The following is a 25,642-nucleotide window of genomic DNA, read 5'->3' on the forward strand; positions in this document are numbered from 1 at the left end:
GGAAATGTGCGTTAGGGATTGATGCGGCATCCTTTTTTGTGCTCACTTAAACATAAAAAACATGCAACAATTTTTGGGTTTGCTTTTCTTTAATATATATGCTGAAAAACAGCGCACAAATAAAGATATAGCGGAAAGCCCGACCCTTGTGGTAACGCCCAAAGTATACTTTTTATTAAGCTATTTAATTGATGAAAAAACGAATTTTAATTGCACCATTAAATTGGGGTTTAGGACACGCTACACGATGTATCCCTATTATTAACGCGTTAATTGCAAATAATTTTGAACCTGTAATTGCCAGTGATGGCGTGGCTTTAGCTTTATTGAAGAAGGAATTTCCCGATGTAAAATGTTTGGAATTACCATCGTACAATGTTACTTATGCTAAAAATGGAAAACATTTTAAATTGAAGCTTATTAAGGATTCCCCAAAACTATTGAAGGCGATTAAGGCGGAAAAAAAAGTAGTTAAACATATTATTGAAGCGGAAAAAATTGAAGGTATTATTTCGGATAACCGATTGGGGGTGCGCAGTAAAAAAGTCCCTTCGGTTTTTATTACACATCAATTAAATGTGCTTAGTGGCAGCACGACTTGGTTGAGTACTAAAATGCACCAAAAAATTATTAATAAATTCGACGCGTGTTGGGTTCCCGATACCGCTGGTGAAATTAATTTAAGCGGAAAACTTGGCCATATTAAACGTTTTGAAATTCCAACGACTTATATTGGCCCGTTAAGCCGATTTACGAAAAAAGACACTGAAATTAAAAATGATATCATGGTTTTAATTTCGGGACCAGAACCGCAACGTAGCATGCTGGAAGAACATCTTTTAGAAGTTTTAAGGCTTTATAAAGGTAAGATTGTGTTTGTTAAAGGCGTGATGGAAAGCGAACAAACCATGCAAGTAAACGGTAACATGACGATTTACAATTTTATGACTTCTGCTTTGTTGGAACAAACGATAAACGAAAGTGAATTAATTATTTCACGATCCGGTTACACGACGGTTATGGATTTAGCGAAGCTGAATAAAAAAGCCATTTTTATACCAACACCTGGGCAGTTTGAACAGGAATATCTCGCTGAACGCTTAAGTGATATGCGCCTAGTTCCAACCTGTAGTCAGGGCGATTTTAGTTTAAAAACACTAGAAAATATTACGGGTTTTGCGGGCTTAAAAGCTTTTAATTTTGAAGTGGATTTTAAAAAACTATTACGCTTTTTCGAGCGTGAATGAAAACTCACTACCCACACTAAATTCACTTTCTACATAAATTTTTTCGTTGTGAGCTTCAATAATATGCTTCACTATAGATAGGCCTAAACCGGAACCGCCTTCTTTTCGAGAGCCGGTTTTATCGACGCGATAGAAACGCTCGAATAAACGTGGCAAATGTGTTGCAGAAATACCTTCGCCATTATCGGTTACTCGAACTATGACTTTATTCTTTATTAGATTTTCTATACTAATTTCGGTTGTTCCTTTTTCGCTTCCGTATTTAATAGAATTTACAATTAAATTAATTAATACTTGTTGGATACGTTCTTTATCGGCTTTTACAAGAATTGGTGTTTTATAATTCATATCGAAGGTAAGCGTAATTTTCTTTTTTGCCGCTTTCATTTCCAGCATATCGAAAATATTGTTAACCAACTCTACAATATTAAAGGTTTCAATTTTTAGTCTTAAATCGCCAACTTCTAGTTTGGTAATCATATCCAAATCCTCCACAATATAGCTTAACCGCTCAATACCTTTGTTGGCACGTTCAAGGTATTTTTCCCGAATTTCTTTGTTATTCATTGCACCATCTAGCAGCGTTAAAATATAACCTTGTACTGTAAAAAGAGGGGTTTTTAACTCGTGTGATACGTTACCTATAAATTCTTTTCGGTATTGTTCTCTAATTTTAAGTGTTTCAATTTCTAATTTTTTTCCTCGAGCAAATTTTTCAATTTCTTGAGTAAGCGTGTGCATATCAGTTGTTATGGCACCTTTTGAAAGTTTAGCCGATTCTAAAAGTGTTAAATCGTCGTATATTTTTTTTACCCGACGGTAAATAAAACGTTCTACACGATATTGAATAATAATAAAACAAAACCAAAAAGTTATGACTGCTAATACTGGGATTTCCCAAAACTCTATATTAGAAAAATGATATAAAAAAACGCCCAAAATGAGCGTTATATATATAGTAATATAAAGCGAAGTCATTATCGCAAATCGATAGTTTTTTTTCAATCTCTTATCTTGCATACGCTTTTTAATCTACAAACTTATACCCGACACCTTTAACAGTTTTAAAGCTTTTATCGCCAAGTTTTTCACGTAATTTTCTAATATGAACATCTATAGTACGTCCGCCAACAACGACTTCATTTCCCCAAACGGTATCTAAAATTTCGTCGCGTTTAAACACTTTTCCTGGTTTTGATGCTAGTAAAGATAATAGTTCAAATTCTTTACGAGGTAAAATAATTTCTTTGCCTTTAGAGGTTACTTTATATTCATCTCGGTTAATAACCAAGGTTCCTATTTTTAAAGTATCGGCAATGTCTTCTTCTTTAAAACGACGTAAAAGCGCCTTTACCTTACTTACCAAAACTTTTGGTTTAATTGGTTTTGTAATGTAGTCGTCGGCTCCAGCATCAAATCCAGCAACTTGAGAATAATCTTCACCACGAGCTGTTAAAAAAGTGATAATACTATTTGATAATTCTGGTTGTTTTCTAATAAGTTCGCAAGCTTCAATACCATCCATTTCTGGCATCATAAGATCTAGAATTATTAATTGAGGTAATTCTTTTTTTGCAACCTTAACGCCTTCAGCACCATTTTCAGCCGTAAATACCTGATACCCTTCACTTGATAAATTGTAGCCTACAATTTCTAAAATGTCCGGCTCATCGTCAACCAATAAAATTTTAATGTCTTTTTTTTTCATTTTTAAAGAAAATCTGTTTCTTGATGTAAAGATAAAGCTAATAACATCAATTCATTAAAATTAAAAAATTAATAACACTAAGGTAACAATACTGAAACAAATTCTTAAACTTTTAAATCATTTATTCTAATCTTAACGGTTTTTTGGCATTAAAATTGCAATATTATACTAATTTTGTAATACCAAATTTTTCGATATGAAAAACCATTACTTTTTTATCTTTTTTACTATTTTTTCATTTTTTGCTATTCAAGATATAACTGCTCAAAACGGTATAGGTTTTGAATCTAAAAATGATAAAATTGAAGGCTTATCGATTTATCCAAACCCGGTAACCAACCAACAGAATGTGGTTTATATTGCTTCTAAAAAAAACTTAACTAAGCGCGTTAAAGTTTTCAATGTTTTAGGAAAACAAGTATTAGCATTACATCTTGTTGGAAAATCTTTAGATATTTCCAATTTAAAAAAAGGTGTTTATATTTTAAACATAACTGAAAATAACGTTAGTGAAACAAGAAAACTGGTTGTAAAATAATTTTTTTTCCAATCGACAAATATAATAGCGTTACCTTTTTTGGTAGCGCTTTTTTATTTTATATATTTTTGTTTTTATAAAATGAAACGGTAGAATAAAGTAAGATTCATTTTAGTATATAACCATTATTCTAATCCATTTATGATCGATAAAAATGCCATTTTTAAGATAAAAACTCCAGCCGAATTTGAAACATTGGCGCTAGAGATTTTTAAATTTCAGTTTAAAAACAACAAGGTGTATCGTTCGTTTTGCGACTTGTTATACAAACATCCTAGTGATGTAAAAACCATCACCGATATTCCATTTTTACCCATTCAGTTTTTTAAAACCAAAGCCATTTTAAGTTCTACAAATAAAGTACAAAGCACTTTTACAAGTTCGGGAACTACGGGAAGTGCAACAAGCAAACACCAAGTAACCGATTTAAGCATCTACGAACAAAGTTTTAATAAAGGCTTTGAACATTTTTATGGTCCCATTGAAGATTATGTGATTTTGGGTTTACTACCTTCTTATTTAGAACGCGAAGGCTCATCTTTAATATATATGGTAGATGCTATGATTTCTAAATCGAAATATGCTGAAAGCGGTTTTTACCTTAATAATATTTCTGAGTTAAAAGATACCTTGATAAAATTAGATTCCGAAGGTAAAAAAATATTACTTATTGGCGTTTCTTTTGCTTTATTGGATTTAGTTGACATGCATCAATTTCATTTAAAAAACACGATAATTATGGAAACTGGCGGCATGAAAGGACGCCGAAAAGAATTAATTCGCGAAGCACTACACCAACAACTTAAAGCAGGTTTTGGAGTGGATTTTATACATAGTGAATATGGCATGACAGAATTATTAAGCCAAGGTTACTCGCAAGGCAACGGCATTTTTAAATGCCCGAGTTGGATGAAAATTTTAACAAGAGATACCGAAGACGCTTTAACCATAAACACCAACAGAAAAGCAGGTGGCATTAATGTGATAGATTTAGCAAATATCAATTCTTGTTCGTTTATTGCTACTCAAGATTTAGGCCGTATAAATCCCGATGGTTCTTTTGAAGTTATTGGCCGCTTTGATGATTCGGATATTCGAGGTTGCAATTTAATGGTTCTATAAATCGTGTTTAAAATACAGATTCATATTTTTAATAAACAAAACATATTATTGTAAGGTTTCGAAAAAAGTTACGACAAAACTCTTGCTAAGAAAAAGCAAGATTAGAAATTAAAATTGGTTAACGTTTTTTAAAGCCCGATGCAACATTCGGGTTTTATTATTTTTGTTTAAGTTCCCTAAACGATTGTAAATTGATCCCGATCACTCAAAAACTTAAACTTATTTCTATAAGCTTCCACGTGTCTTTTCTCTAATGTAATGATTTGAGTATCTTCCGCGTGGAAATTAGAAGTTGATAATTGATTTCCCAATACATCGTAAACTGCCGAATGTCCAGGATATTCACAATTTACACCATCTACACCCACTCTATTCACCCCAATACAATAACTCATGTTTTCGATAGCTCGGGCTTTTAATAAGGTATCCCAAGCAGATATTCTGGGTTTTGGCCAATTGGCCACATAAATTAAAACATCGTAATTCTCGGTGTTTCTTGCCCAAACGGGGAAACGTAAATCGTAACAAATTAAAGGGCAAATTTTCCATCCTTTATAATCTATAATTACTTTTTCGCGCCCTTCAGCATAGGTTTCTTGTTCTCCCACTAAAGTAAACGCATGGCGTTTATTATACACCGTAATTTTCCCCGACGGTTCTACAAAAAGCAACCTATTATAATATTTATTTTCTTCGGAAATCACTAAACTACCAACAATGGCTGCATTGATTTTTGCTGCCATAACCTGCATCCAATTTACCGTTTCACCTTGCATGGTTTCGGCAACTTTTTCGGCATGCATAGTAAAACCGCTTGTAAACATTTCAGGCAGTATAATTAAATTTATACTGCCTGAAATTTGCTCTATTTTCTTTGTAAACTGTTCACGGTTTTTAATAGGATTTTCCCAAATCAAATTGGCTTGAATTAATGCAACCTTAAGTTCCTTTTCCATACCGTAACTATATTTTTATAATTTACTCTTTGCTTTTTCTAGCTTTTCTTTTAGCTTCTCTATTTTTTCTAATGACTTAGCTTCATCAACCGGAGACAATTTACCTTTATTTTTCAACTTTTCATACTTAGCAATAGCATCTTTGTGCTTTTTACCTGCTTTTTCAAAATTAGATTTTGCTTTCTCTTTAGCCTTTAAAGCTTTTTCAGCCTTTTTCTGTTCTTTTTGAGCTTTTTTCAAGGCTTTCTCCTGTTCCTTTTGCGCTTTTTCTTCTTTTTTAAGGGCTTTCTCTTTGGCTTTGCGTTCGTCTTCTTTCTTCTTGAGTTCGGCTTCTTTCTTTTTATTCTCTTCTTTTACTCGTTCGGCTTCTGCTTTTACTTTTTCTAATTCAGCTTTTTTAATAGTAAAAGCCTCTTTTATTTGTAGTTGATCTTCAACCGATAACACTTTTGTTACATCGACACCATTCTTTAAAATTTTGTCTCCTTTTACTTGATAAGTCACTTCCTTAAATACAACATCCTGCGCTTGTAAAGTTAATCCAAAAACCATACATGCTGCTATCATCCAAATTTTCATAATCTAATTTTTAAATTTTATATTATATAAATTTAGACACTAACCTTGTTGTTTTGTCACTACTTTAAGATGACTTTAACTAAAAATATCAATAATAAAACTAAGCTTTTTTTTTCGCACTAAATATTAAATGCAACCTGTATTTATTATACAAAATTTCATCTATCTCTAACAATAAATACCATATAATTTTAGTTCTCCAAATAATTTTATGTGAAGTAAAATCGCTTAATTACAGTCTCAAAAACACACTCGAATGTGATGTTGCTTTAAATAGACATACCCCCTTTAAACAATCTCCATTTTCTTCAGTAAAAAGGAAGCATTCATGTTTTTACAAACACCTTTCTTTAAGGTATAATCAAAATGCAATTCATCATTTATAATTTCAGCATCGAAATAATAGTTCTTTACTTGCGGCAACTCTTTTTCAATTTCGCATAAACTTAAATCGTGTGTTGCAATAATTCCGGTAGCATTGGAAGCTACCAATTTTTCAACAAACTTGCGTGAACCAATAGCTTTATCGGTGCTGTTTGTACCTTTTAAAATTTCATCTAAAATGATAAAATACGGTTCTTTCTGAATGGCATCAACAATGTATTTTAAGCGCGTTAATTCCGAGAAAAAATACGAACTATCATCGGTTAATGAGTCTGTAGTACGCATACTTGTAATTAATTTTACTGGTGTATACTCACTTGTTTTAGCACAAACAGGCAACCCCACATTTGCCATAACAATATGTAAAGACAGGGTACGTAAAAAGGTACTTTTTCCCGCCATATTTGCTCCAGTTACAATAAAAAACTGCTCGTTTTCCATAGTAACATCACTATCCACACGTTTGGTTTTATTTAATAACGGATGTCCTAAACCAGTTGCTTTTACAATAGAACCTTTATTGGTAATTTTAGGAAAAACAAATTCTGAATGATTAAAATGAAATCCGCCTAAAGAATTATAAGCATCGAAAAAGGACACCACTTGAAACCAATCTTCAACTTTATCACCATATGCTTTAATCCATTTTTCAATACGATAGCTATTTTTAATATCTGATAAAAATAATCCATTAGAAAAAATGGCTGAAATAATATTATTCCGATTATCTAAAGCATCCAATCCTTTTGATAGTTCCTTAAAAATGAGCGATGCTTGTTTATGTTCCGATTGAATTTGTTTTTGTTTTTCTTGAAGTAATTCTGAAGTAAAAGTTTCGTTTTCTATTAAATTCAACAATACAGCATACTGACGAAAGGTGTCTTTTACTTTATCGGCTCCCGAAGATAGTTGATTTACTTTTTTCACATAAAAACCTGTAAAACCCAATCCAACTAATAGCCAGTACCCAACAATGTCTTGACTAATGATTTCTAAAATGGTTAGCCCAAATAACACTACAGAAATAACGGTAAATAATATAGGTAACCATTTCATCAACTTTGGCAAAAAACTTTTGTAATCTTTCAACCAAGCCACAATATGTTTTGCCGATGTTTCCGTTTCTATCAAACTAGAATTTGCTGCGTAATGTTGGCGCCATTCTGGTTTTTCACTTAATTCCTCAATTGCTTTTTGTCGAGAAACAATACCTTCTGTGTTATTTGCTTTTAATAAATCGGCTAATTTTTCTTGACCTTCATTAATCGTTGTTCTATCTATAAATTGAAAAAATGATCCTCGACCAAACAAATCGATATCTAAACTATAAAAATGGTTTGGATCTTGAAATTTTAAACCCGTTTCTCTATTGTGAAAATTCCCTGAAGCAATTTCTATTTCTTCTTCATTAATAGATACCAATGCTTTATTAAAAAGCCGTACGTGCTTAATAGTATTATATTTCGACAGTAAAAAAAGAAAAACAGCAATACCAACAACAGCAATCCCCAATGCTATTTGCCAAGTTTGAAAAGTGACATATATTCCAAACCCCGTTGCTACAAAAACCAATAACCTCAACATGCTTAAGGATATCATTTGCTTATGCAACTTTTGTGCTTCTGCGGTGTACTTTGCTTGATGTTCTTTGTAATATGCTATATTATTTACACTCATGGTATTCATTTAATTGGTAAAGGAACAAAAAAGCTCTGAAAAATAGATTTCAGAGCTTATTTTATTTTAGTTTAATACTTCAACTAATTCATGATAAAATGGGTCTATTAGAATTTTCATTTCACGTAGTGCAACTAATCCCTAGAACCACCAAACACTTGAAATGCCCAATATACCAACGAAGCCAAAGATCCAATAGCGGCAACCAAGTATGTTCTAGCTGCCCATTTTAACGCATCTTCTGATCCTGCATATTCCTCTTGAGATAGCATATTTTTATTTTTCAACCAAGCCAAAGCACGGTTACTAGCGTCGTACTCTACAGGTAGCGTTACAAAACTGAATAAAGTTGCAAAACTCATCATTACTAATCCGGCAACTGCAATCCAATACCCCAAACCTAATCCTGCTGCTGCGCCTAACATTAACCCGCCAATAACAACCCATTGCGACATACTAGACGTTACACTTACAATAGGCACTAATTTAGATCGTAATCCCAACCATTCATAAGCCCGAGCATGCTGTACAGCATGTCCACACTCGTGAGCTGCCACAGCCGCCGCCGCTGCATTTCTTTGGTTGTAAACAGACTCACTTAAGTTTACTGTTTTGTTTTTTGGGTTATAATGGTCGGTTAATTGCCCTGGGGTAGAAATCACTTCCACATCTCTAATACCGTGATCGGCTAACATTTTTTCAGCAATTTCGGCACCACTCATACCATTTCTTAAATGTACTTTGGAGTATTTAGCAAACTTCCTTTTTAAAGTACTGCTCACTAACCAGCTTACCAGCGCTATACCTCCTAATAATATATAATATCCAATCATTTTATTTTAGTTTTTAAATTCTAATGTAAATATATCAAAAATAAAGCCAATTATCGGTTGTGCTAATTTGTCAGTGCAATTTTAAACAAAGTACCTATTTCATTTTTAAAACTTGGCGTTTTAACACTTTAATCTCTCTTTTATAAAAAAATGGTTAACTTCGTTTTGCTCCTTAAATTAAGGTATCATCTATTTTACGTCAATACCAACTCATACTTTTAAAATGAAAATATTACTAACAGGTTCCACTGGATATATAGGAAAACGACTCATTCCTGTTTTGGTTGAGGCTGGCCACGACGTTGTTTGTTGCGTGAGAGACCCAAAAAGATTCAATCCGCCAAAATCGTTATCAAAAAATATTACCGTACTCCAATTAGACCTTTTAGATCAGGCGTCTTTAGAAAATATCCCAAAAGATATTGATGGCGCTTACTATTTGGTGCACTCCATGTCTTCTTCCGGAGATTATAAATCTATGGAAGAAACATCGGCTCAAAATTTTAGAAATGCGCTTAAAAACACCAATGTAAAGCATGTTATTTATTTAAGTGGTATTGTTAACGAAACGGAACTTTCTAAACATTTATCTTCCAGAAAAAATGTAGAAATAGAACTTGCAAAAGGGAATTACAATTTCACAACGTTAAGAGCAGGAATTATTATAGGATCTGGAAGTGCGTCTTTTGAAATTATTAGGGATTTAGTTGAAAAGCTCCCCATTATGATTACTCCAAAATGGCTAAACACCAAATGCCAGCCCATAGGAATCTCCGATGTTCTTGCTTTTCTTTCTAAGTCTCTGTTCAACCCAAAAACCTTTAATGAGAATTTTGATATTGGAGGCCCCGATATACTCACTTATAAAGAAATGCTTTTAAACTTTGGAAAAGCACGACAATTAAAACGCAAAATTATTACCGTACCTATAATGACGCCTAAATTGTCCTCCTATTGGCTTTATTTTGTTACATCAACCTCATACAAACTTGCAACATCGCTTGTAAATAGTATGAAAATTGAGGTCGTTTGCCGTGATAACCGCATAAATACCATTCTTGGAATTACACCTTTAAGTTATAACGAATCTCTTAAACGGGCTTTTAGTAAAATTGAAAACAATGAAATTCTTTCAAGTTGGAAAGATGCTTACTCCAGCAGCGGCTTAAACTTTGATATATCCGAATTTATTAATGTGCCTTCCTTTGGATGTTTTAAAGATCATAGAATCCAAACTATTAATAACCGCGAAGCAACTATAGATAAAATTTGGGCCATTGGAGGAACTACCGGTTGGTATTATGGCACTTGGCTCTGGAAAATTAGAGGGTATTTGGATAAGGTATTTGGTGGCGTTGGACTTAGACGTGGCCGAACAAATCCATCCATAATAAATGTTGGAGATTCCATAGATTTTTGGCGTGTATTGTATGCCGACAAAACAGAAGGTCGATTACTTTTATTTGCTGAAATGAAACTCCCAGGAGAAGCTTGGCTAGAATTTAAAGTTGTTAACAATAAACTGACTCAAACAGCTACATTTAGACCTTTGGGCTTAGCAGGCCGATTGTACTGGTATGCCGTGTTGCCTTTTCATGGGTTTATTTTTAAAGGGATGCTGAAGGCACTAACAACAGATAATTAAAAAACATTAACTAATAAAACACAACATGAAAGAACAAGTTAAAACCTCTAAAAACAGCAAAACCATTGGTATTATCGTTGGTATTATTTCGGCCGTATTCTCATATTATTTTGTTAAAAAGGTTTTGTTAAAAACAGATATTGAAACAGAATTAAAAAGTGCCGCAATAGAATTAAATAAACAAACGCCTTTGTTTATTGATGAATTCTCTAGATTAGACAGCGCTTCAACTAAAGGAAAAACAAATTTTATATATCACTACGCACTAATTGGGATAGAAAAATCTGAAGTAAACATCGACACTGTAAATAAATATATTAGGCCAGGAATTATTGAAAATGTTACAAACAGTCCTGAACTAAAATTCTATCGCGACCATAATATTACCATGGATTATAGATACTACGATGAAAACGGTGACTTTGTAATGGAAATTTCTGTAACACCAGAACACTATAGAAAATAATTTTATGTCTGTTTTTATAAAACTAAACCCCATCAAATTAATAATTTGATGGGGTTAAATACTTAAAATTATAAGTTTCTATTTAATCAATCCAGCACGTTTTAATAAAGCTTCCGGTTTTGGTTCTTGTCCTCTAAAACGTTTATAAAGCACCATAGGGTTTTCTGTTCCTCCTTTCGAAAGCACATTGTCCTTAAATTTAGTAGCGACCTCTTTATTAAAGATTCCGGCTTCCTGAAAATACTCAAAAGCATCAGCATCTAAAACTTCTGCCCATTTATAACTATAATATCCCGATGAATACCCTCCCTGAAAAATATGAGAAAATGCGGTACTCATACATGTTTCTTCTGTTTTTGGATATAAGTTGGTATCTTTAAAAGCTTCGGTTTCAAAATCTTTAACATTTTTAATAGCTGAAGGATCTTGTCCGTGCCATTTCATATCTAATAATCCGAAACTTAACTGGCGTAAGGTTTGCATCCCTTCGTGAAAACTCGCCGAATCTTTAATTTTTTCAATCAAATCCATCGGAATTATTTCACCCGTTTCATAGTGTTTAGCAAACAATTCTAAGGCTTCTTTTTCGAAACACCAGTTTTCCATAACCTGACTTGGCAATTCAACAAAATCCCAAAACACACTAGTTCCAGATAAACTTGGGTAAGTTGTATTGGCTAACATGCCGTGTAGGGCGTGCCCAAATTCATGGAATAAGGTCGTCACCTCGTTAAATGTTAATAAGGACGGTTTGCTTTTTGTTGGTTTTGTGAAATTACAAACGATGGAAACATGCGGACGGCTATTTTCACCATCAACAATATACTGCGGTTTATAGGATGTCATCCAAGCACCATTTCGTTTTCCGGCTCTTGGAAAAAAATCGGCATAAAAAATGGCTACTAAATCCCCGTTTTTATCGGTTACTTTATAAGTTAAAACATCTTCATGATATTTATCAATGGTATCAATTTCTTCAAAATTTAAATCGAATAATTTATTGGCCACTGTAAAAGCACCATCAATAACGTTTTCTAATTTAAAATATGGCTTAAGTTGCTCATCATCTAAACTGAATAATTTTTGTTTCAACTTTTCAGAATAATAAGAGCCATCCCATTTTTCTAATTGATCGATATCATCCAATTCCTTAGCGAACGCTTCTAAGTTTTTAAATTCTTTTTCCGCAGCTGGTTTTGCTTTTTCTAATAATTCATTAGAAAAACTAAGTACTTTTTCTGGTGTTTGCGCCATACGTTCTTCCAAAACAAAATGTGCATGCGTTTTATATCCTAATAAATTAGCACGCTCGTGGCGTAGATTTACAATTTGAAGGACCACATCTTGATTATCTAAATCGTCACCTTTAAATCCTTTGCTCCCAGCTGCTAAAGTTATTTTTTTACGTAATTCTCTATTATCGGCATAAGTAACAAAAGGGATATAACTAGGATAATCTAATGTAAATAACCAACCTTCCTTTTCTTTAGATTCTGCTAATTGTTTCGCAGCTTCAATAGTCCCTTCTGGTAAACCTGATAAATCTTTTTCATCGGAAATTAACATCTCAAACTTATTCGTTTCAGCTAAAACATTTTCACCAAATTTTAAACTTAACTGGCTTAATTGTTTATCAATTTCACGAAGCTTTGCTTTTTTATCTTCAGGTAAATTAGCTCCATTCCTAGAAAATCCTTTGTATTTTTTATCAAGTAAAGTTTGCTGTTCTGTGGTTAAATTTAGTTCGCTTTTAGTGTCATAAACCGCTTTAACGCGCTTAAATAAACCTTCATTTAAAGTAATATCATTACTAAATTCTGACAATAACGGAGAAATTTCTTGTGCTATCTTCTGAATAGTTTCATTAGTTTCAGCAGAATTTAGATTAAAAAATATACTCGAAATTCTATCCAATTGTTCTCCCGAAAAATCTAAAGCAACTATCGTGTTTTCAAAAGACGGTGCTTCGGGATTACTTACTATAGTATCAATTTCAGCTTTAGCTTGTTTTATAGCTTCCTTAATAGTTGGTAAATAATCATCGTTTTCAATAACTGAAAAAGGCGCTGAATGATATGGGGTTTTAAATGGGGTGATTAAGGATTTTTTTATCATTTTAATTAAAATTATTAACTTTTATTATGCATACATAATAAAATATTGTAAATTAGCAACAACAATTTAAGGGTGACTAACTCGTTTAAGATTATTGTTAATAGCAAGAAAAACCTTGATATATATATTTCAAGGTTTTTCTATTTTTAAGCTTATCCTAAATTTTTAGCCGATTCGTTTACTTTTACTTTAAGTGCTTCTTTATAGGCTATAATTTTATCGAGAACGTTTTTATCACTAGCTCCAATAATTTGAGCTGCTAAAATGCCCGCATTTTTTGCACCGTTTAAAGCTACCGTAGCAACTGGAACACCACCTGGCATTTGCAGAATAGATAATACAGAATCCCAACCATCTATAGAATTACTACTTTTTACAGGAACACCAATTACTGGTAATGGCGATAAAGATGCAATCATGCCTGGTAAATGTGCTGCGCCACCTGCACCTGCAATAACAACAGCAAAACCTCTAGTATGTGCATGTTTTCCATAATCGAATAATTTTTCGGGTGTGCGGTGTGCCGAAACAATATCTACTTCAACTTCTATATCAAATCCTTTTAAAACATCTATAGCATCTTGCATTACTGGCAGGTCGCTTTTGCTTCCCATGATAACTCCTACTTTATTCATTTTTTATATGAATTAAATTTATAATTATTTTATTTTGAATGGTTTCAACTTTAAAAACCATCTTGTTTTTTTATTCTGAAATGACCCGAATAGACTTTTTAACCTCTTCGGCAATTCGTCTGGCTTCATTTAAATCTTCATTTACAATGGTGACATGCCCCATTTTTCTAAACGGACGGGTTTGTTTTTTACCATAAATATGTGGCGTTACACCATCCATTTTCATGATTGTTTCGATGTTTTCGTAAACTACATTGCCGCTAAAACCTTCGGCGCCAACAAGGTTTACCATAACCCCACCCACTTTATTATCGGTGCGGCCTAAAGGTAAATTTAAAACGGCACGAATATGCTGCTCAAACTGCGAGGTGTAACTCGCTTCAATAGTTTGGTGTCCAGAATTATGAGGTCTTGGCGCCACCTCGTTCACTAATATGTCATCGTTTTGTGTTTGAAACATTTCTACCGCCAATAATCCCACATGATGAATAGCTTCAGAAACTTTTAATGCTACAGCTTCTGCTTTTTCAGCAACAGCAGCATCAATTCTCGCAGGACAAATAACATATTCTACTTGGTTAGCTTCCGGATGAAATTCCATTTCCACCACCGGATAGGTTTTAGTTTCACCATCGGCATTTCTTGCAACAATAACCGCCAATTCATTTTTAAAAGGCACTAAATTTTCAGCAATACATTCTACGTTTGGCAAATCGTTTAAATCGTCCACCGTTTTTACAATTTTAACACCGGTACCGTCATACCCAAATTGTGCACACTTCCAAACAAAAGGCAAGCTTAAACCGCCATGGTTTAAAGCTTCCTTTATTTCCGAAGTAAAAGCAAAACGCGTAAATGGCGAGGTTGGAATGTTGTGATCTACATAAAACAATTTCTGTGTCGCTTTATTTTGAATAATACGCAATGTTTTGGCCGACGGATATACTTTTACACCTTCTTTTTCAAGCACTTCCAAAGCGTCGATATTGACGTTTTCAATTTCAATAGTTAAAACATCTACTTGTTTTCCGAAGTTATAAACCGCATCATAATCCATTAAATCTCCAAGATGAAATTCATCGCAAGCTGTTTTGCAAGGCGCTTCATTGCTAGATTCTAAAACACAGGTATAAATATCGAATTTTCGCGTGTTGTAAAGTAACATTTTTCCCAGCTGGCCACCGCCTAAAATACCGAGTTTAAAATTGGAGGAAAAGTAATTCATTGGCTTGTTTTTAACTAAATCGTCATAATTGGAAGCAAAAATACGTTATAATCTTAAAATAGGCTTCAATTCATAAATCAAAAAAGCTTAAAACGTTAATCTATTGATTATCTTTGCCACTTTAAAAATTAATAACGGTGATCAAGTTACACGACAAATATTTTAAACCATTTATTCCAGCTAAACAAATCGATGAGGCTTTAGCAAAAATGGCCGATGATATAGCAAATGATATTGGAGATGAAATCCCTGTTTTTATTGGAATTCTTAACGGTTCCTTTATGGTGGTAAGCGATTTTGTAAAAAAATATCCAAAACCTTGTGAGGTTACTTTCATCAAATTAGCATCGTATGAAGGTGTGAAATCTACCGAAGACATCCAACGTTTAATTGGTTTAACCCAAGATTTATCTGGACGTACCGTAGTTATTCTGGAAGACATTATAGACACTGGAAATACGCTTGCAGAAGTACACCGCATTTTTAAAAATGAAAATGTAAAATCGTTAAAAATTGCCACGCTATTTTACAAACCCGAAGCGTATAAAAAAGACTTTAAACTACACTATGTTGGTATAGAAATCCCTAATAAATTTATTGTAGGTTACGGCCTAGATTACGATGGATTAGGACGTAATATACCAGAAATATATCAAATAAAAGAAACACAACACATGACGAATTTAGTACTATTTGGCCCTCCAGGAGCAGGTAAAGGAACTCAAGCAAACTTTTTAAAAGAAAAATATAACTTGGTACACATTTCTACCGGTGATGTTTTTAGATTTAACATTAAAAACGAAACCGCTTTAGGTATGTTAGCCAAATCGTTTATTGATAAAGGTGAACTTGTTCCAGACCAAGTAACTATAGATATGTTGAATGCTGAAGTTGAAAAAAATTCTGATGCCAACGGATTTATTTTCGATGGTTTCCCAAGAACAAATGCACAAGCTGAATCTTTAGATAAATTAATGGAAAGCAAAGATTCGCAAATTGATGCCATGATTGCTCTAGAGGTTGACGATGAAATTTTAGTTGGTCGTTTATTAGAAAGAGGAAAAACAAGTGGAAGAGCCGATGATGCTGATGAATCTATTATTAGAAATAGAATTACAGAATATTACAGCAAAACCGCCATATTAAAAGATTATTACAACGCACAAAACAAATATTTTGGTGTTGATGGCGTTGGAAGTATCGAAGAAATTACCGTGCGTTTAAGCACAACAATAGACAATCTATAAGTTGTAAACGTTTATTCGATTAGCTGTTTAGAAGGAACAGATACGCTTATTTGGTATTACACCAACTAAACAACTTAAAAAAGCAAATAAACAAGAAAGAAAAATGACAGAAGGAAATTTTGTAGATTACGTAAAAATGTACGTAAGCTCTGGTAAAGGTGGCCGTGGATCGGCCCATTTACATCGTGAAAAATATATAACCAAAGGTGGCCCCGATGGTGGAGATGGTGGTCGTGGAGGCCACGTTATTCTGCGAGGAAACGCTAACCTTTGGACCCTTCTGCATTTAAAATTTAAAAAACACATTCGTGCCGGTCACGGAGAAAATGGTGGAAAAAGTAGAAGTTTTGGTGCCGATGGGGAAGATTTTTACCTAGACGTACCATTAGGAACGGTAGTTCGCGATACAGAAACCAACGAAATACTTCTGGAAATCACCGAAAACGGAGAAGAGCAAATTATTGCCGAAGGTGGAAAAGGTGGTCTAGGAAACTGGCACTTTCGCTCTTCCACAAACCAAACCCCACGCTATGCGCAACCGGGTTTACCTATGGAAGAAAAGTACATCACTTTAGAGTTAAAAGTACTTGCCGATGTGGGTCTAGTAGGTTTTCCAAATGCAGGAAAATCAACCCTATTATCTGTAGTAACTTCTGCTAAACCAAAAATTGCCGATTACGAATTCACGACCCTAAAACCAAATTTAGGAATTGTAGAATATCGTGATTTCCAAACCTTTGTTATGGCCGATATTCCTGGAATTATCGAAGGCGCCGCCGAAGGTAAAGGTTTAGGGCATTACTTTTTACGTCATATTGAGCGTAACTCCATTTTGTTGTTTCTGATTCCTGCCGATGCAGAAGACATTAAAAAACAATACGATATTTTACTCGATGAACTCCGTCGTTACAACCCAGAAATGCTGGATAAAGATCGTATAATAGCCATATCAAAATGCGATATGCTAGACGACGAACTTCAAGCCGAGTTAAAAATAGAACTAGACAACGAACTTCCAATTCCTTATTTATTTATTTCGTCTGTAGCCCAAAAAGGTATTACCGAATTAAAAGATACACTATGGAAAATGCTTAACTAATACCTTATTTAGGGCGTTACCCAAAAGGGTCGCGCTTTCACTACTCGCTCCCTTCCTTCGGTCGGGGAGCTCAAAACATTTAGTCTGTCCTATACTGTTGAAATCACAAATACAAGTAAAAACCTGCTAAAATTTATTTGATCGCTATCTTTTAGCCAATTTACCTTCAAAAAAAGAAATAATTTACTACAAGCCTATTGTTTTCTTATAGTAAGAGCTGTTAATATTAACATCAAAATAAAACATATTCATATTTTTACTCTATTTTTGATAAAAATATTTAAGCCATGCCGAAACACGAAATACATCCAGACCAATGGATAGATTTATATGCCGACTACTTGTTTAATTACACTATTACCCGTGTAAACGATCGAGAAATTGCGCAAGATTTGGTACAGGACACCTTTTTCGCTGGTTTAAAATCAATGAAAAATTTTAAAGGAGAAGCTAGCGAACGTACTTGGCTAGTATCTATTTTAAAGAGAAAAATAATCGATCACTACCGAAAAATAAATTCTAATAAAGGCAAAGCAGAGGTTAGAGTGCAATATAACGACACAGAAACAGAAGGAAATTGGCTCGAAGAGCGTATTGCAGATCCCTTCGACAAAACAGCAGAAGATAGCATGCAAAACACGGAGTTAGGCAATGCTATACACAACTGTTTAAGTAAATTACCCTATAAACAAGCTAGTGTTTTTAAAATGAAAACCATACTTAATTATGAAACCGAGGTAATTTGTAATGAACTAAACATTACTGCGTCTAACCTATGGGTAATTATCCATAGAGCTCGAACTGCTATGGCCGACTGCTTAAAAGAAAATTGGTTTTAATTATGAGTAAAAAAATAAACATATTTATACCTTGCGATGAAGCAAATCATATTTGCGATAAAAGCCAATACAACGAGGCTAACATATGGGAAAAACTAAAACTAACTTTACATTTAGCAATTTGTAAAGCCTGTAGACGCTATTCTAAAAACAATGGAAAATTAACCAAAAGCATTAAAAAATCGCACGTAGATTGCCTAACGCCAGAATGTAAAGAAATAATGAAAAAAGAACTAGAACAAGCTTTAAAAACAAAAGAAAACTAGTTTATAAAAGCATTAAAACCAACCATAAAATAGGTAAAGATTCTACCCAAAACGACGCAAAATACACACTTTGTTGCTTATTAGATATTAACACAGACGCTCCCGTAACTAGAGACATTATAAGTAAAATTAACACTTTTATTTGATGGGTTTCATCCTTAAAAAATTCTAATAAAAAATACAGTATCAACAACAAAACCCCCATTAATTTCGTCCCCTTCACTCCAATTTTTTGAGGTACTGTGGATAATTTTAAACTATCAAATTTTAAATCTCGAATTTCAAAAGGTAACATTAATACCAAAATGTAAGTATAGCGCTGTCCAGCCGTTAAAATCACATCAGTATCAATAGTGTAATTATTTTCTACTAAGGGAAGGAATACGGTAACGCCCATCCAAACCAAGGCAATAAGATAAATTTTAAGTCCTCCAATACTTCTTAAATTATTCTTTTGATCTAAGAATAACTTTTTAGGTAAAAAAGGAATGGCATACAAAAACGTGACCAAACCAAATCCTGCAATACAAACTAAAGTACTTGTACTTAACTGAAAACCATAGTAGCACATCAAAATAAAAGCGAAAAAAGAAAAAACCTGAATAGTCTTTAACCACCCAGTCAAGCCACGATGATGGAATTTGGCGACCCCAAAATACTTTACAAAATTATACCCCGTAATGGAGGCAAAAAACACAAAACAAAGTACATTTTTTTCATACGAAAAACCAAACTCTAAAAGCGTTATATATGTTAAAGAATAAACTGATAACGCGACATGTATACTACTATTCAAATAAAAATTAAAAAGTTGTTTTACGAGCTTCATGCCGTAAAAATAAACAAACTGTTGATAACATATTTAAATGGTTCAAAACTTTCCTATTTCTGCAACTCAAGACATCAATTATTATTTATTTTTGCGAATTATATAACAAATTGTAACTGTAATGAATACAAATGCTTTCGCTTTACGTCATATTGGTCCCCAAGCAGACGACCAAAAAAAAATGTTAACAACTATTGGTGTAGATTCTTTGGATCAGCTTATAAATGAAACCATCCCCAATGATATTCGTCTAAAAAAAGGGTTGAATTTAGATGATCCCATGACGGAACATGAGTATTTATTGCATATCCATGAATTATCGAAAAAAAACAAAGCCTACACAACTTATATAGGTTTAGGATATCACCCAACAATATTACCTGCAGTTATCCAACGTAATATTTTAGAAAATCCAGGCTGGTACACTGCGTATACACCATACCAAGCAGAAATTGCACAAGGTAGATTGGAAGCCCTTTTAAATTACCAAACCATGGTTATTGATTTAACCGGAATGGAAATTGCTAATGCATCGCTACTGGATGAAAGTACTGCAGCAGCCGAAGCAATGAGTTTACTTTTTGCTGTTAGAGAGCGTGACCAGAAAAAATCTGGAATTAATAAGTTTTTTGTTTCCGAAAATATATTGCCTCAAACTTTAGCTTTACTAAAAACCAGATCCTACCCTATTGGTATTGAATTAATTGTTGGCAAAGAAGAAGACTTTAGTTTTTCTGAAGATTTTTTTGGTGCTATTCTTCAATATCCAGGAAAAGATGGTCAAATTACAGACATCAAATCATTTATATCAAAAGCTAACGATAACAGAATAAAAGTTGCCGTAGCAGCAGATATTTTAAGTTTAGTAAAACTAGAAGCACCTGGTAAGTTTGGTGCCGATGTTGTGGTTGGAACTACCCAACGTTTTGGAATCCCTATGGGGTATGGAGGTCCTCACGCCGCTTACTTTGCAACAAAAGAAGCTTACAAACGTGATCTTCCCGGACGTATTATTGGAATTACTAAAGACGCCAATGGTAATCGTGCTTTACGTATGGCCTTACAAACGCGTGAGCAACATATTAAACGTGATAAAGCCACATCAAATATTTGTACTGCTCAAGTGCTTTTAGCCGTTATGGCAAGTATGTACGGCGTATATCACGGCCCAAAAGGTTTAAAACACATTGCCAATAAAGTGCATAACAAAGCTGTAACTTTAGCTAATGCCTTAGAAAAATTAGGATACAAACAAGTTAACTCTTCGTTTTTTGATACGCTTCAAATAAAAACGAAAGCGAAAAAAATCAAAAAAGTAGCTACAGAAAAAAAGGTTAACTTTTACTACCCCGATAAAAACACAGTAACTATTTCTATAAATGAAACCACTTCAATTAGAGATATTAACTATTTAATTTCTGTTTTTGCTGAAGCTGCAGATAAAAAAACAATTCGCATTTCTGCTATTGAAAATTTTAATAATATCGATGTTGTTGCGCAACGCCAATCCGATTTTTTAACAAGCGATATTTTCAACACGCACCATTCTGAAACAGAATTAATGCGCTATATAAAAATGTTAGAACGTAAAGATTTATCTCTAAATCATTCTATGATTTCTTTAGGTTCTTGTACTATGAAACTTAATGCAGCATCCGAAATGTTACCATTAAGCATTTTTAAATGGGCAAATATTCATCCTTTTGTACCTAAAAAACAAGCCAAAGGTTACTTAACGGTAATAAAAGAATTAGAAAATCAACTTACAGAAATTACTGGATTTGCAGCCACATCATTACAACCAAACTCTGGAGCTCAAGGTGAGTTTGCCGGTTTAATGGTAATAAAAGCATATCACGAATCTCGTGGAGATGCCCATAGAAAAATATGTTTAATTCCATCCTCGGCACACGGAACAAATCCTGCTAGTGCCGTTATGGCTGGTATGAAAGTCGTAGTAACAAAATCGACCGCAGAAGGAAATATTGATGTCGACGATTTACGCGAAAAAGCAGAATTACATAAGGATAATTTAGCTTGTTTAATGGTTACTTACCCATCTACACATGGTGTTTACGAGTCGGCTATTAAAGAAATTACACAAATAATTCACGATAACGGCGGACAAGTTTATATGGATGGCGCCAACATGAATGCCCAAGTAGGCCTAACAAACCCTGGAAATATTGGAGCAGATGTTTGTCATTTAAATTTACATAAAACTTTTGCTATTCCTCATGGTGGTGGTGGTCCTGGTGTTGGTCCTATATGCGTTGCCAAACAATTGGTTCCTTTTCTTCCAGGCAATCCAGTAGTAAAAACCGGTGGTAAAAAAGCTATTTCTGCTATTTCTGCAGCCCCTTTTGGATCGGCTTTAGTTTGTTTAATTTCTTATGGATATATTAAAATGCTGGGGGCTGAAGGTTTAACCGAATCTACAAAACTAGCCATTTTAAACGCCAATTACATCAAAGAACGTTTACAAGGTAATTTTGATACCTTATATTCTGGAGAACGCGGCCGTGCAGCTCACGAAATGATTGTAGATTGTCGTCCATTTAAAGTAAATGGTATTGAAGTTACCGACATAGCCAAACGCTTAATGGATTATGGATTCCATGCCCCTACCGTATCCTTTCCTGTAGCCGGAACCTTAATGATTGAACCTACAGAAAGTGAAAGTAAAGCAGAAATTGATCGTTTTTGCGACGCCATGATATCCATTAAACAAGAGATAGACAGTGTATCTAAAGAAGATGATAATAACGTATTAAAAAACGCACCGCATACTTTAGACATGATTACTTCAGACCAATGGAATTTCCCTTACTCTCGTGAAACCGCAGCTTTTCCAATAGGTTACGTGCGAGAAAACAAATTCTGGCCAAGTGTTCGACGCGTTAATGATGCCCATGGAGATCGCAATTTAATATGCTCATGCACACCTATTGAAGAGTATATAGAAGCTTAAAAACCGTTTGAACATCGTAAATTTAATTAAATCAATTTCTCTATTTTTTAAGAAGATTATATATTGCCGATATAATAAACCATATCGGCAATTTTTTGTAAAATGAATATTAAAATTACTGGAACAGGAAGTTACATTCCATCCTACGTTGAAAAAAATGAAGATTTTCACAATAACGAATTTTTAAATACAGATGGTACACTTATTAATGCACCAAATGAAGTCATTGTCAGGAAATTTAAAGCCATTACGGGTATTGATGAACGTCGGTATGCAGACAAACATTTAAACACATCAGATTTAGCATCCTTCGCTGCTGAAAAAGCCATTGAAAACGCTAAAATTAACAGAGAAGATTTAGACTATATCATAGTCGCACATAATTATGGCGATGTACGTCATGGAAGCATACAAAGTGATACCGTGCCAAGTATGGCATCCCGAGTTAAACATTTACTGCGCATAAAAAATCCTAACTGTGTTAGTTACGATCTTCTTTTTGGATGTCCAGGCTGGATACAAGGTGTAATACAAGCTAATGCTTTTATAAAAGCAGGTATTGCAAAAAAATGCTTAGTGATAGGAGCAGAAACACTATCTAGAATCCTTGACCCTCACGATCGTGATTCTATGATTTATAGCGATGGAGCTGGAGCGGTCATTATTGAAGCTACAGATGATGAAGGCGGCATACTAAATCACAAATCAGCCACACATTCTTTAGATGAGGCGCTCTATATTTATTTCGGGGAAACCAATAACCCAGAGATAAAAGAAGACCGTCGATATATTAAAATGTACGGACGTAAAATTTACGAATTTGCGTTAACCAATGTTCCCCTAGCCATGAAATCTTGCCTAGACGAAACAAATATCGATATTAAAGACGTTAAAAAAGTATTAATCCATCAGGCAAACGAAAAAATGGACGAAGCCATTGTAAAACGCTTCTTTAAACTATACAACTTAGATATGCCAGAAGGTATAATGCCTATGTCCATAGCAAAATTAGGAAATTCTAGCGTTGCAACAGTACCAACTTTACTCGACATAATCTTAAAAGGAGAACTTGAAAATCAAGAAATTAAAAAAGGTGATATTATACTTTTTGCAAGTGTAGGAGCAGGTATGAATATAAATGCTATTGTCTATAAACATTAAAATATAGTGTTTTAACAAAAGTGAGGTAAATATCTTTTAATAGCAATATATAAAAGGTGTTTACCTCACTTTTTTTTAATGGTTCCATCTATTTTTATATAAAAAATCCAACAACTACTTATAATCTTTTTACACTCCTTAAAATAGACCAAAACTTAAAATAATGTAGCGTAGATATATAAATCAAGAATTAATCTCAATATATTTACCAAACATTACAATCGAATGAATTTACAACCATTTTACAAGATCATATATCAGAAGCATATAAATTATATATTACGACATATAAATTTAGGTTTAAGTCCAATATTGACGGGTATAAAAATTCCTCCTTCAGGAACGATAACCTTAAAAACAGACTCTGGTCATATAAAATTAGCTACCAATCAAACGAGTTACCTCACACAACTCCTTTTTTGGAATGGATATAAATCATTTGAATATTCGGAGATTTTCGAAAAACTTTCCAAAAACACAACGGTTTTTTTAGATATTGGGTCTAATATAGGTTACTATTCGCTTATAGCTGCAAAGTCCAACCCCAATATAAAAGTATATGCCTTTGAGCCTGCTATTGGCCCAAAGCATTACTTAAATAAAAATATTGCACTAAATAATTTTCAAAATATAATAAAATCAATCAATTTGGCTTTAAGCAACCAAACAGGAATCATCGATTTTTATGAAGTAGAAAGCTTAAAATATAAAAACTTAAAATACAACCTATCTGGAGAAGGTAACGCTGGTACAAAAACAACCTCTCGCAATTTTATAAAAAACACGGTTACTGCCATAACTTTAGAGCATTTTATAACTCAAGAAAACATAAACCAAATAGATTTAATAAAAATAGATACCGAAGGCACTGAAATCGATATCCTAAAATCTGGCGAACACGCCATCAAACAATTTAAACCAATAATAATTTGTGAAACTTTATACAATACTATAGAAAACGAATTAGACCACTTCTTTAAAGGGCTAGGTTATGAATTTTATAATCACACACCACAGGGTTTAAAAAAAGTGCCAACAATTGCAAGAACCATTGATAACGGTATTAGAAACTGCTTTTTTGTGCCTAAATCCAAATTAAATTTAATATCCGAATTTATAATTAAATAGTTTTGAATATACACATTGTTATTCCCGCACATAATGAAGAAAGCTCTATTGGTCTTACTTTAGAGTCTTTAGTAAACCAAACCCTTCTTCCTAAAAAAATTGTTGTTATAAATGATAATTCAAGCGATAACACAGAAAAAATTGTTCGTGACTTTACAGAAAAATATCCTTTTGTTACACTAATCAACAATCAATCTTCAAAAGCTCATTTACCAGGAACCAAGATTATAAATGCATTCTATAAAGGGTTTAATACTTTAGATCCAGATTACGACGTGATATGTAAATTTGATGCCGATCTCATTTTCCCAAACCATTACCTACAACAATTATCAAGTCATTTCAACTCAAATCCAAAACTAGGTATGGCTGCAGGCTTTTGCTACATTAAAAAAAATAACGATTGGGTACTAGAAGACTTAACCAACAAAGACCATATAAGAGGCGCTCTAAAAGCATACAGAAAAGCTTGCTTTCTAGAAATAGGAAAACTAAAATCTTCAATGGGATGGGATACAGTAGATGAACTCTTAGCTAAATATTATGGTTGGGACATTCTTACTGATGAATCTTTACAAGTAAAACACCTAAAACCTACAGGTATAAGCTATAATAAAGCGTCTAAATACCTCCAAGGTGAAGCCATGTATAAAATGCGATACGGATTTACAATAACCCTAATTTCAGCTATAAAATTAGCTTATAAAAAAAGAAGTCTCACTTTATTCAAGGATTATATTTCAGGATACTTCAAAGCGAAACGAGAAAACATAACCCCCTTAGTAACCATAGACGAGGGTAAATATATTCGTAACCTACGCTGGCAAGGTATAAAAGGTAAATTCAAAATTTAATGCACTAAAATAATTCCATACATATCATGGCGGGTTTTTAAGAAAAATAAAAACCGCGCTATCCGTTATATCTTTTTACGAGTGTATTTACAACTGGCCAATAAATAATCGTGCTTAA

At 33.5% G+C, this 25,642-nt stretch carries 23 protein-coding genes; 13 read left to right on the plus strand and 10 right to left on the minus strand.

Features of this window, described 5'->3' with window-relative positions; all coding sequences use genetic code 11:
- The first annotated feature begins 191 nt into the window (after positions 1-191).
- Positions 192-1,247 (plus strand): glycosyltransferase, encoded by a 1,056-nt coding sequence (locus FQU21_RS12465; protein ID WP_147678326.1) that lies wholly within the window; start codon positions 192-194, stop codon positions 1,245-1,247.
- Here FQU21_RS12465 and FQU21_RS12470 read toward each other — a convergent pair.
- Entirely contained in the window at positions 1,224-2,267 is a 1,044-nt protein-coding gene (locus FQU21_RS12470; RefSeq protein ID WP_147678327.1) for a sensor histidine kinase, read from the minus strand. The two genes, FQU21_RS12465 and FQU21_RS12470, sit on opposite strands and share 24 nt — an antisense overlap.
- Positions 2,268-2,274: 7 nt before the next feature.
- The gene (locus tag FQU21_RS12475; protein WP_147678328.1) at positions 2,275-2,955 is read right to left on the minus strand and encodes a response regulator transcription factor; all 681 of its coding nucleotides are present in this window, start codon (positions 2,953-2,955) and stop codon (positions 2,275-2,277) included.
- A gap of 196 nt (positions 2,956-3,151) precedes the next feature.
- Between FQU21_RS12475 and FQU21_RS12480 the strand changes: the two genes are divergently transcribed.
- Positions 3,152-3,493, plus strand: a complete 342-nt coding sequence (locus FQU21_RS12480; RefSeq protein ID WP_147678329.1) for a T9SS type A sorting domain-containing protein — start codon at positions 3,152-3,154, stop codon at positions 3,491-3,493.
- A gap of 141 nt (positions 3,494-3,634) precedes the next feature.
- On the plus strand, positions 3,635-4,615 hold the full coding sequence (locus FQU21_RS12485) for a LuxE/PaaK family acyltransferase (RefSeq protein WP_147678330.1): 981 nt from the start codon (positions 3,635-3,637) through the stop codon (positions 4,613-4,615).
- Between the two features lie 176 nt (positions 4,616-4,791).
- On the opposite strand, the gene FQU21_RS12490 is transcribed toward FQU21_RS12485, so the two are convergent.
- The 4 genes from FQU21_RS12490 to FQU21_RS12505 form a co-directional block, all read right to left on the minus strand.
- Positions 4,792-5,571, minus strand: coding sequence for an amidohydrolase (locus tag FQU21_RS12490; protein ID WP_147678331.1), 780 nt, complete (start codon positions 5,569-5,571; stop codon positions 4,792-4,794).
- A 15-nt stretch (positions 5,572-5,586) separates the two neighbouring features.
- Positions 5,587-6,150 (minus strand): hypothetical protein, encoded by a 564-nt coding sequence (locus FQU21_RS17460; RefSeq protein ID WP_187269380.1) that lies wholly within the window; start codon positions 6,148-6,150, stop codon positions 5,587-5,589.
- Positions 6,151-6,438: 288 nt separating this feature from the next.
- Entirely contained in the window at positions 6,439-8,211 is a 1,773-nt protein-coding gene (locus FQU21_RS12500; protein WP_246124831.1) for a MutS-related protein, read from the minus strand.
- Between the two features lie 134 nt (positions 8,212-8,345).
- A complete protein-coding gene (locus FQU21_RS12505; RefSeq protein WP_147678334.1) occupies positions 8,346-9,044 on the minus strand; it encodes a zinc metallopeptidase in 699 nt (232 codons plus the stop codon).
- 223 nt (positions 9,045-9,267) lie between these two features.
- Between FQU21_RS12505 and FQU21_RS12510 the strand changes: the two genes are divergently transcribed.
- Together FQU21_RS12510 and FQU21_RS12515 are read left to right on the plus strand one after the other, a co-directional pair.
- Positions 9,268-10,689 carry an SDR family oxidoreductase gene (locus FQU21_RS12510; RefSeq protein WP_147678336.1) on the plus strand — a complete coding sequence of 474 codons (1,422 nt, stop codon included), beginning with the start codon at positions 9,268-9,270 and terminating at the stop codon, positions 10,687-10,689.
- Between the two features lie 25 nt (positions 10,690-10,714).
- Complete coding sequence (locus FQU21_RS12515) at positions 10,715-11,155, plus strand: hypothetical protein (RefSeq protein ID WP_147678337.1); 441 nt, start codon at positions 10,715-10,717, stop codon at positions 11,153-11,155.
- A gap of 78 nt (positions 11,156-11,233) precedes the next feature.
- Here the strand turns inward: FQU21_RS12515 and FQU21_RS12520 are convergent, their stop codons facing one another.
- From FQU21_RS12520 to FQU21_RS12530, 3 genes are all read right to left on the minus strand, one after another.
- Entirely contained in the window at positions 11,234-13,270 is a 2,037-nt protein-coding gene (locus FQU21_RS12520) for a M3 family metallopeptidase (RefSeq protein WP_147678338.1), read from the minus strand.
- A gap of 152 nt (positions 13,271-13,422) precedes the next feature.
- A complete protein-coding gene (gene purE, locus FQU21_RS12525) occupies positions 13,423-13,905 on the minus strand; it encodes a 5-(carboxyamino)imidazole ribonucleotide mutase (RefSeq protein WP_147678339.1) in 483 nt (160 codons plus the stop codon).
- Between the two features lie 70 nt (positions 13,906-13,975).
- Positions 13,976-15,130: a 5-(carboxyamino)imidazole ribonucleotide synthase gene (locus FQU21_RS12530; protein WP_147678340.1), complete on the minus strand. Its 1,155-nt coding sequence runs from the start codon at positions 15,128-15,130 to the stop codon at positions 13,976-13,978.
- A gap of 137 nt (positions 15,131-15,267) precedes the next feature.
- On the opposite strand from FQU21_RS12530, the gene FQU21_RS12535 reads away from it, so the two are divergent.
- The 4 genes from FQU21_RS12535 (at position 15,268) to FQU21_RS12550 (ending at position 18,581) form a co-directional block, all read left to right on the plus strand.
- A complete protein-coding gene (locus tag FQU21_RS12535; protein ID WP_147678341.1) occupies positions 15,268-16,377 on the plus strand; it encodes an adenylate kinase in 1,110 nt (369 codons plus the stop codon).
- Between the two features lie 103 nt (positions 16,378-16,480).
- Positions 16,481-17,476 (plus strand): GTPase ObgE, encoded by a 996-nt coding sequence (gene obgE / locus FQU21_RS12540; protein ID WP_147678342.1) that lies wholly within the window; start codon positions 16,481-16,483, stop codon positions 17,474-17,476.
- 287 nt (positions 17,477-17,763) lie between these two features.
- Entirely contained in the window at positions 17,764-18,315 is a 552-nt protein-coding gene (locus FQU21_RS12545) for a sigma-70 family RNA polymerase sigma factor (RefSeq protein ID WP_147678343.1), read from the plus strand.
- 2 nt (positions 18,316-18,317) lie between these two features.
- Positions 18,318-18,581 carry a hypothetical protein gene (locus FQU21_RS12550; protein WP_187269381.1) on the plus strand — a complete coding sequence of 88 codons (264 nt, stop codon included), beginning with the start codon at positions 18,318-18,320 and terminating at the stop codon, positions 18,579-18,581.
- 1 nt (position 18,582) lies between these two features.
- On the opposite strand, the gene FQU21_RS12555 is transcribed toward FQU21_RS12550, so the two are convergent.
- The gene (locus FQU21_RS12555) at positions 18,583-19,410 is read right to left on the minus strand and encodes a UbiA prenyltransferase family protein (protein WP_147678345.1); all 828 of its coding nucleotides are present in this window, start codon (positions 19,408-19,410) and stop codon (positions 18,583-18,585) included.
- A 121-nt stretch (positions 19,411-19,531) separates the two neighbouring features.
- On the opposite strand from FQU21_RS12555, the gene gcvP reads away from it, so the two are divergent.
- From gcvP to FQU21_RS12575, 4 genes are all read left to right on the plus strand, one after another.
- Complete coding sequence (gene gcvP, locus FQU21_RS12560) at positions 19,532-22,381, plus strand: aminomethyl-transferring glycine dehydrogenase (protein ID WP_147678346.1); 2,850 nt, start codon at positions 19,532-19,534, stop codon at positions 22,379-22,381.
- Between the two features lie 102 nt (positions 22,382-22,483).
- The gene (locus FQU21_RS12565) at positions 22,484-23,542 is read left to right on the plus strand and encodes a 3-oxoacyl-ACP synthase III family protein (RefSeq protein WP_147678347.1); all 1,059 of its coding nucleotides are present in this window, start codon (positions 22,484-22,486) and stop codon (positions 23,540-23,542) included.
- Positions 23,543-23,767: 225 nt separating this feature from the next.
- Positions 23,768-24,670 (plus strand): FkbM family methyltransferase, encoded by a 903-nt coding sequence (locus tag FQU21_RS12570; protein ID WP_147678348.1) that lies wholly within the window; start codon positions 23,768-23,770, stop codon positions 24,668-24,670.
- A 2-nt stretch (positions 24,671-24,672) separates the two neighbouring features.
- Positions 24,673-25,524, plus strand: coding sequence for a glycosyltransferase family 2 protein (locus FQU21_RS12575; protein WP_147678349.1), 852 nt, complete (start codon positions 24,673-24,675; stop codon positions 25,522-25,524).
- Positions 25,525-25,642 lie beyond the last annotated feature (118 nt).

The organism is Algibacter pacificus (assembly GCF_008033385.1).
GTDB classification, from domain to species: Bacteria; Bacteroidota; Bacteroidia; order Flavobacteriales; family Flavobacteriaceae; genus Algibacter; species Algibacter pacificus.

What these genes read in the sequence shown, in the direction of transcription:
- obgE (WP_147678342.1), top strand. Translation starts at nt 16,481, where the DNA reads ATGACAGAAGGAAATTTTGTAGATTACGTAAAAATGTACGTAAGCTCT.
- FQU21_RS12470 (WP_147678327.1), bottom strand. Translation starts at nt 2,267, where the DNA reads ATGCAAGATAAGAGATTGAAAAAAAACTATCGATTTGCGATAATGACT.
- gcvP (WP_147678346.1), top strand. Translation starts at nt 19,532, where the DNA reads ATGAATACAAATGCTTTCGCTTTACGTCATATTGGTCCCCAAGCAGAC.
- FQU21_RS12485 (WP_147678330.1), top strand. Translation starts at nt 3,635, where the DNA reads ATGATCGATAAAAATGCCATTTTTAAGATAAAAACTCCAGCCGAATTT.
- FQU21_RS12490 (WP_147678331.1), bottom strand. Translation starts at nt 5,571, where the DNA reads ATGGAAAAGGAACTTAAGGTTGCATTAATTCAAGCCAATTTGATTTGG.
- FQU21_RS12520 (WP_147678338.1), bottom strand. Translation starts at nt 13,270, where the DNA reads ATGATAAAAAAATCCTTAATCACCCCATTTAAAACCCCATATCATTCA.
- FQU21_RS12555 (WP_147678345.1), bottom strand. Translation starts at nt 19,410, where the DNA reads ATGAAGCTCGTAAAACAACTTTTTAATTTTTATTTGAATAGTAGTATA.
- FQU21_RS12510 (WP_147678336.1), top strand. Translation starts at nt 9,268, where the DNA reads ATGAAAATATTACTAACAGGTTCCACTGGATATATAGGAAAACGACTC.
- FQU21_RS12465 (WP_147678326.1), top strand. Translation starts at nt 192, where the DNA reads ATGAAAAAACGAATTTTAATTGCACCATTAAATTGGGGTTTAGGACAC.
- FQU21_RS12565 (WP_147678347.1), top strand. Translation starts at nt 22,484, where the DNA reads ATGAATATTAAAATTACTGGAACAGGAAGTTACATTCCATCCTACGTT.
- FQU21_RS12475 (WP_147678328.1), bottom strand. Translation starts at nt 2,955, where the DNA reads ATGAAAAAAAAAGACATTAAAATTTTATTGGTTGACGATGAGCCGGAC.
- FQU21_RS12545 (WP_147678343.1), top strand. Translation starts at nt 17,764, where the DNA reads ATGCCGAAACACGAAATACATCCAGACCAATGGATAGATTTATATGCC.
- FQU21_RS12480 (WP_147678329.1), top strand. Translation starts at nt 3,152, where the DNA reads ATGAAAAACCATTACTTTTTTATCTTTTTTACTATTTTTTCATTTTTT.
- FQU21_RS17460 (WP_187269380.1), bottom strand. Translation starts at nt 6,150, where the DNA reads ATGAAAATTTGGATGATAGCAGCATGTATGGTTTTTGGATTAACTTTA.
- FQU21_RS12550 (WP_187269381.1), top strand. Translation starts at nt 18,318, where the DNA reads ATGAGTAAAAAAATAAACATATTTATACCTTGCGATGAAGCAAATCAT.
- FQU21_RS12500 (WP_246124831.1), bottom strand. Translation starts at nt 8,211, where the DNA reads ATGAGTGTAAATAATATAGCATATTACAAAGAACATCAAGCAAAGTAC.
- FQU21_RS12530 (WP_147678340.1), bottom strand. Translation starts at nt 15,130, where the DNA reads ATGAATTACTTTTCCTCCAATTTTAAACTCGGTATTTTAGGCGGTGGC.
- FQU21_RS12505 (WP_147678334.1), bottom strand. Translation starts at nt 9,044, where the DNA reads ATGATTGGATATTATATATTATTAGGAGGTATAGCGCTGGTAAGCTGG.
- FQU21_RS12570 (WP_147678348.1), top strand. Translation starts at nt 23,768, where the DNA reads ATGAATTTACAACCATTTTACAAGATCATATATCAGAAGCATATAAAT.
- FQU21_RS12515 (WP_147678337.1), top strand. Translation starts at nt 10,715, where the DNA reads ATGAAAGAACAAGTTAAAACCTCTAAAAACAGCAAAACCATTGGTATT.
- purE (WP_147678339.1), bottom strand. Translation starts at nt 13,905, where the DNA reads ATGAATAAAGTAGGAGTTATCATGGGAAGCAAAAGCGACCTGCCAGTA.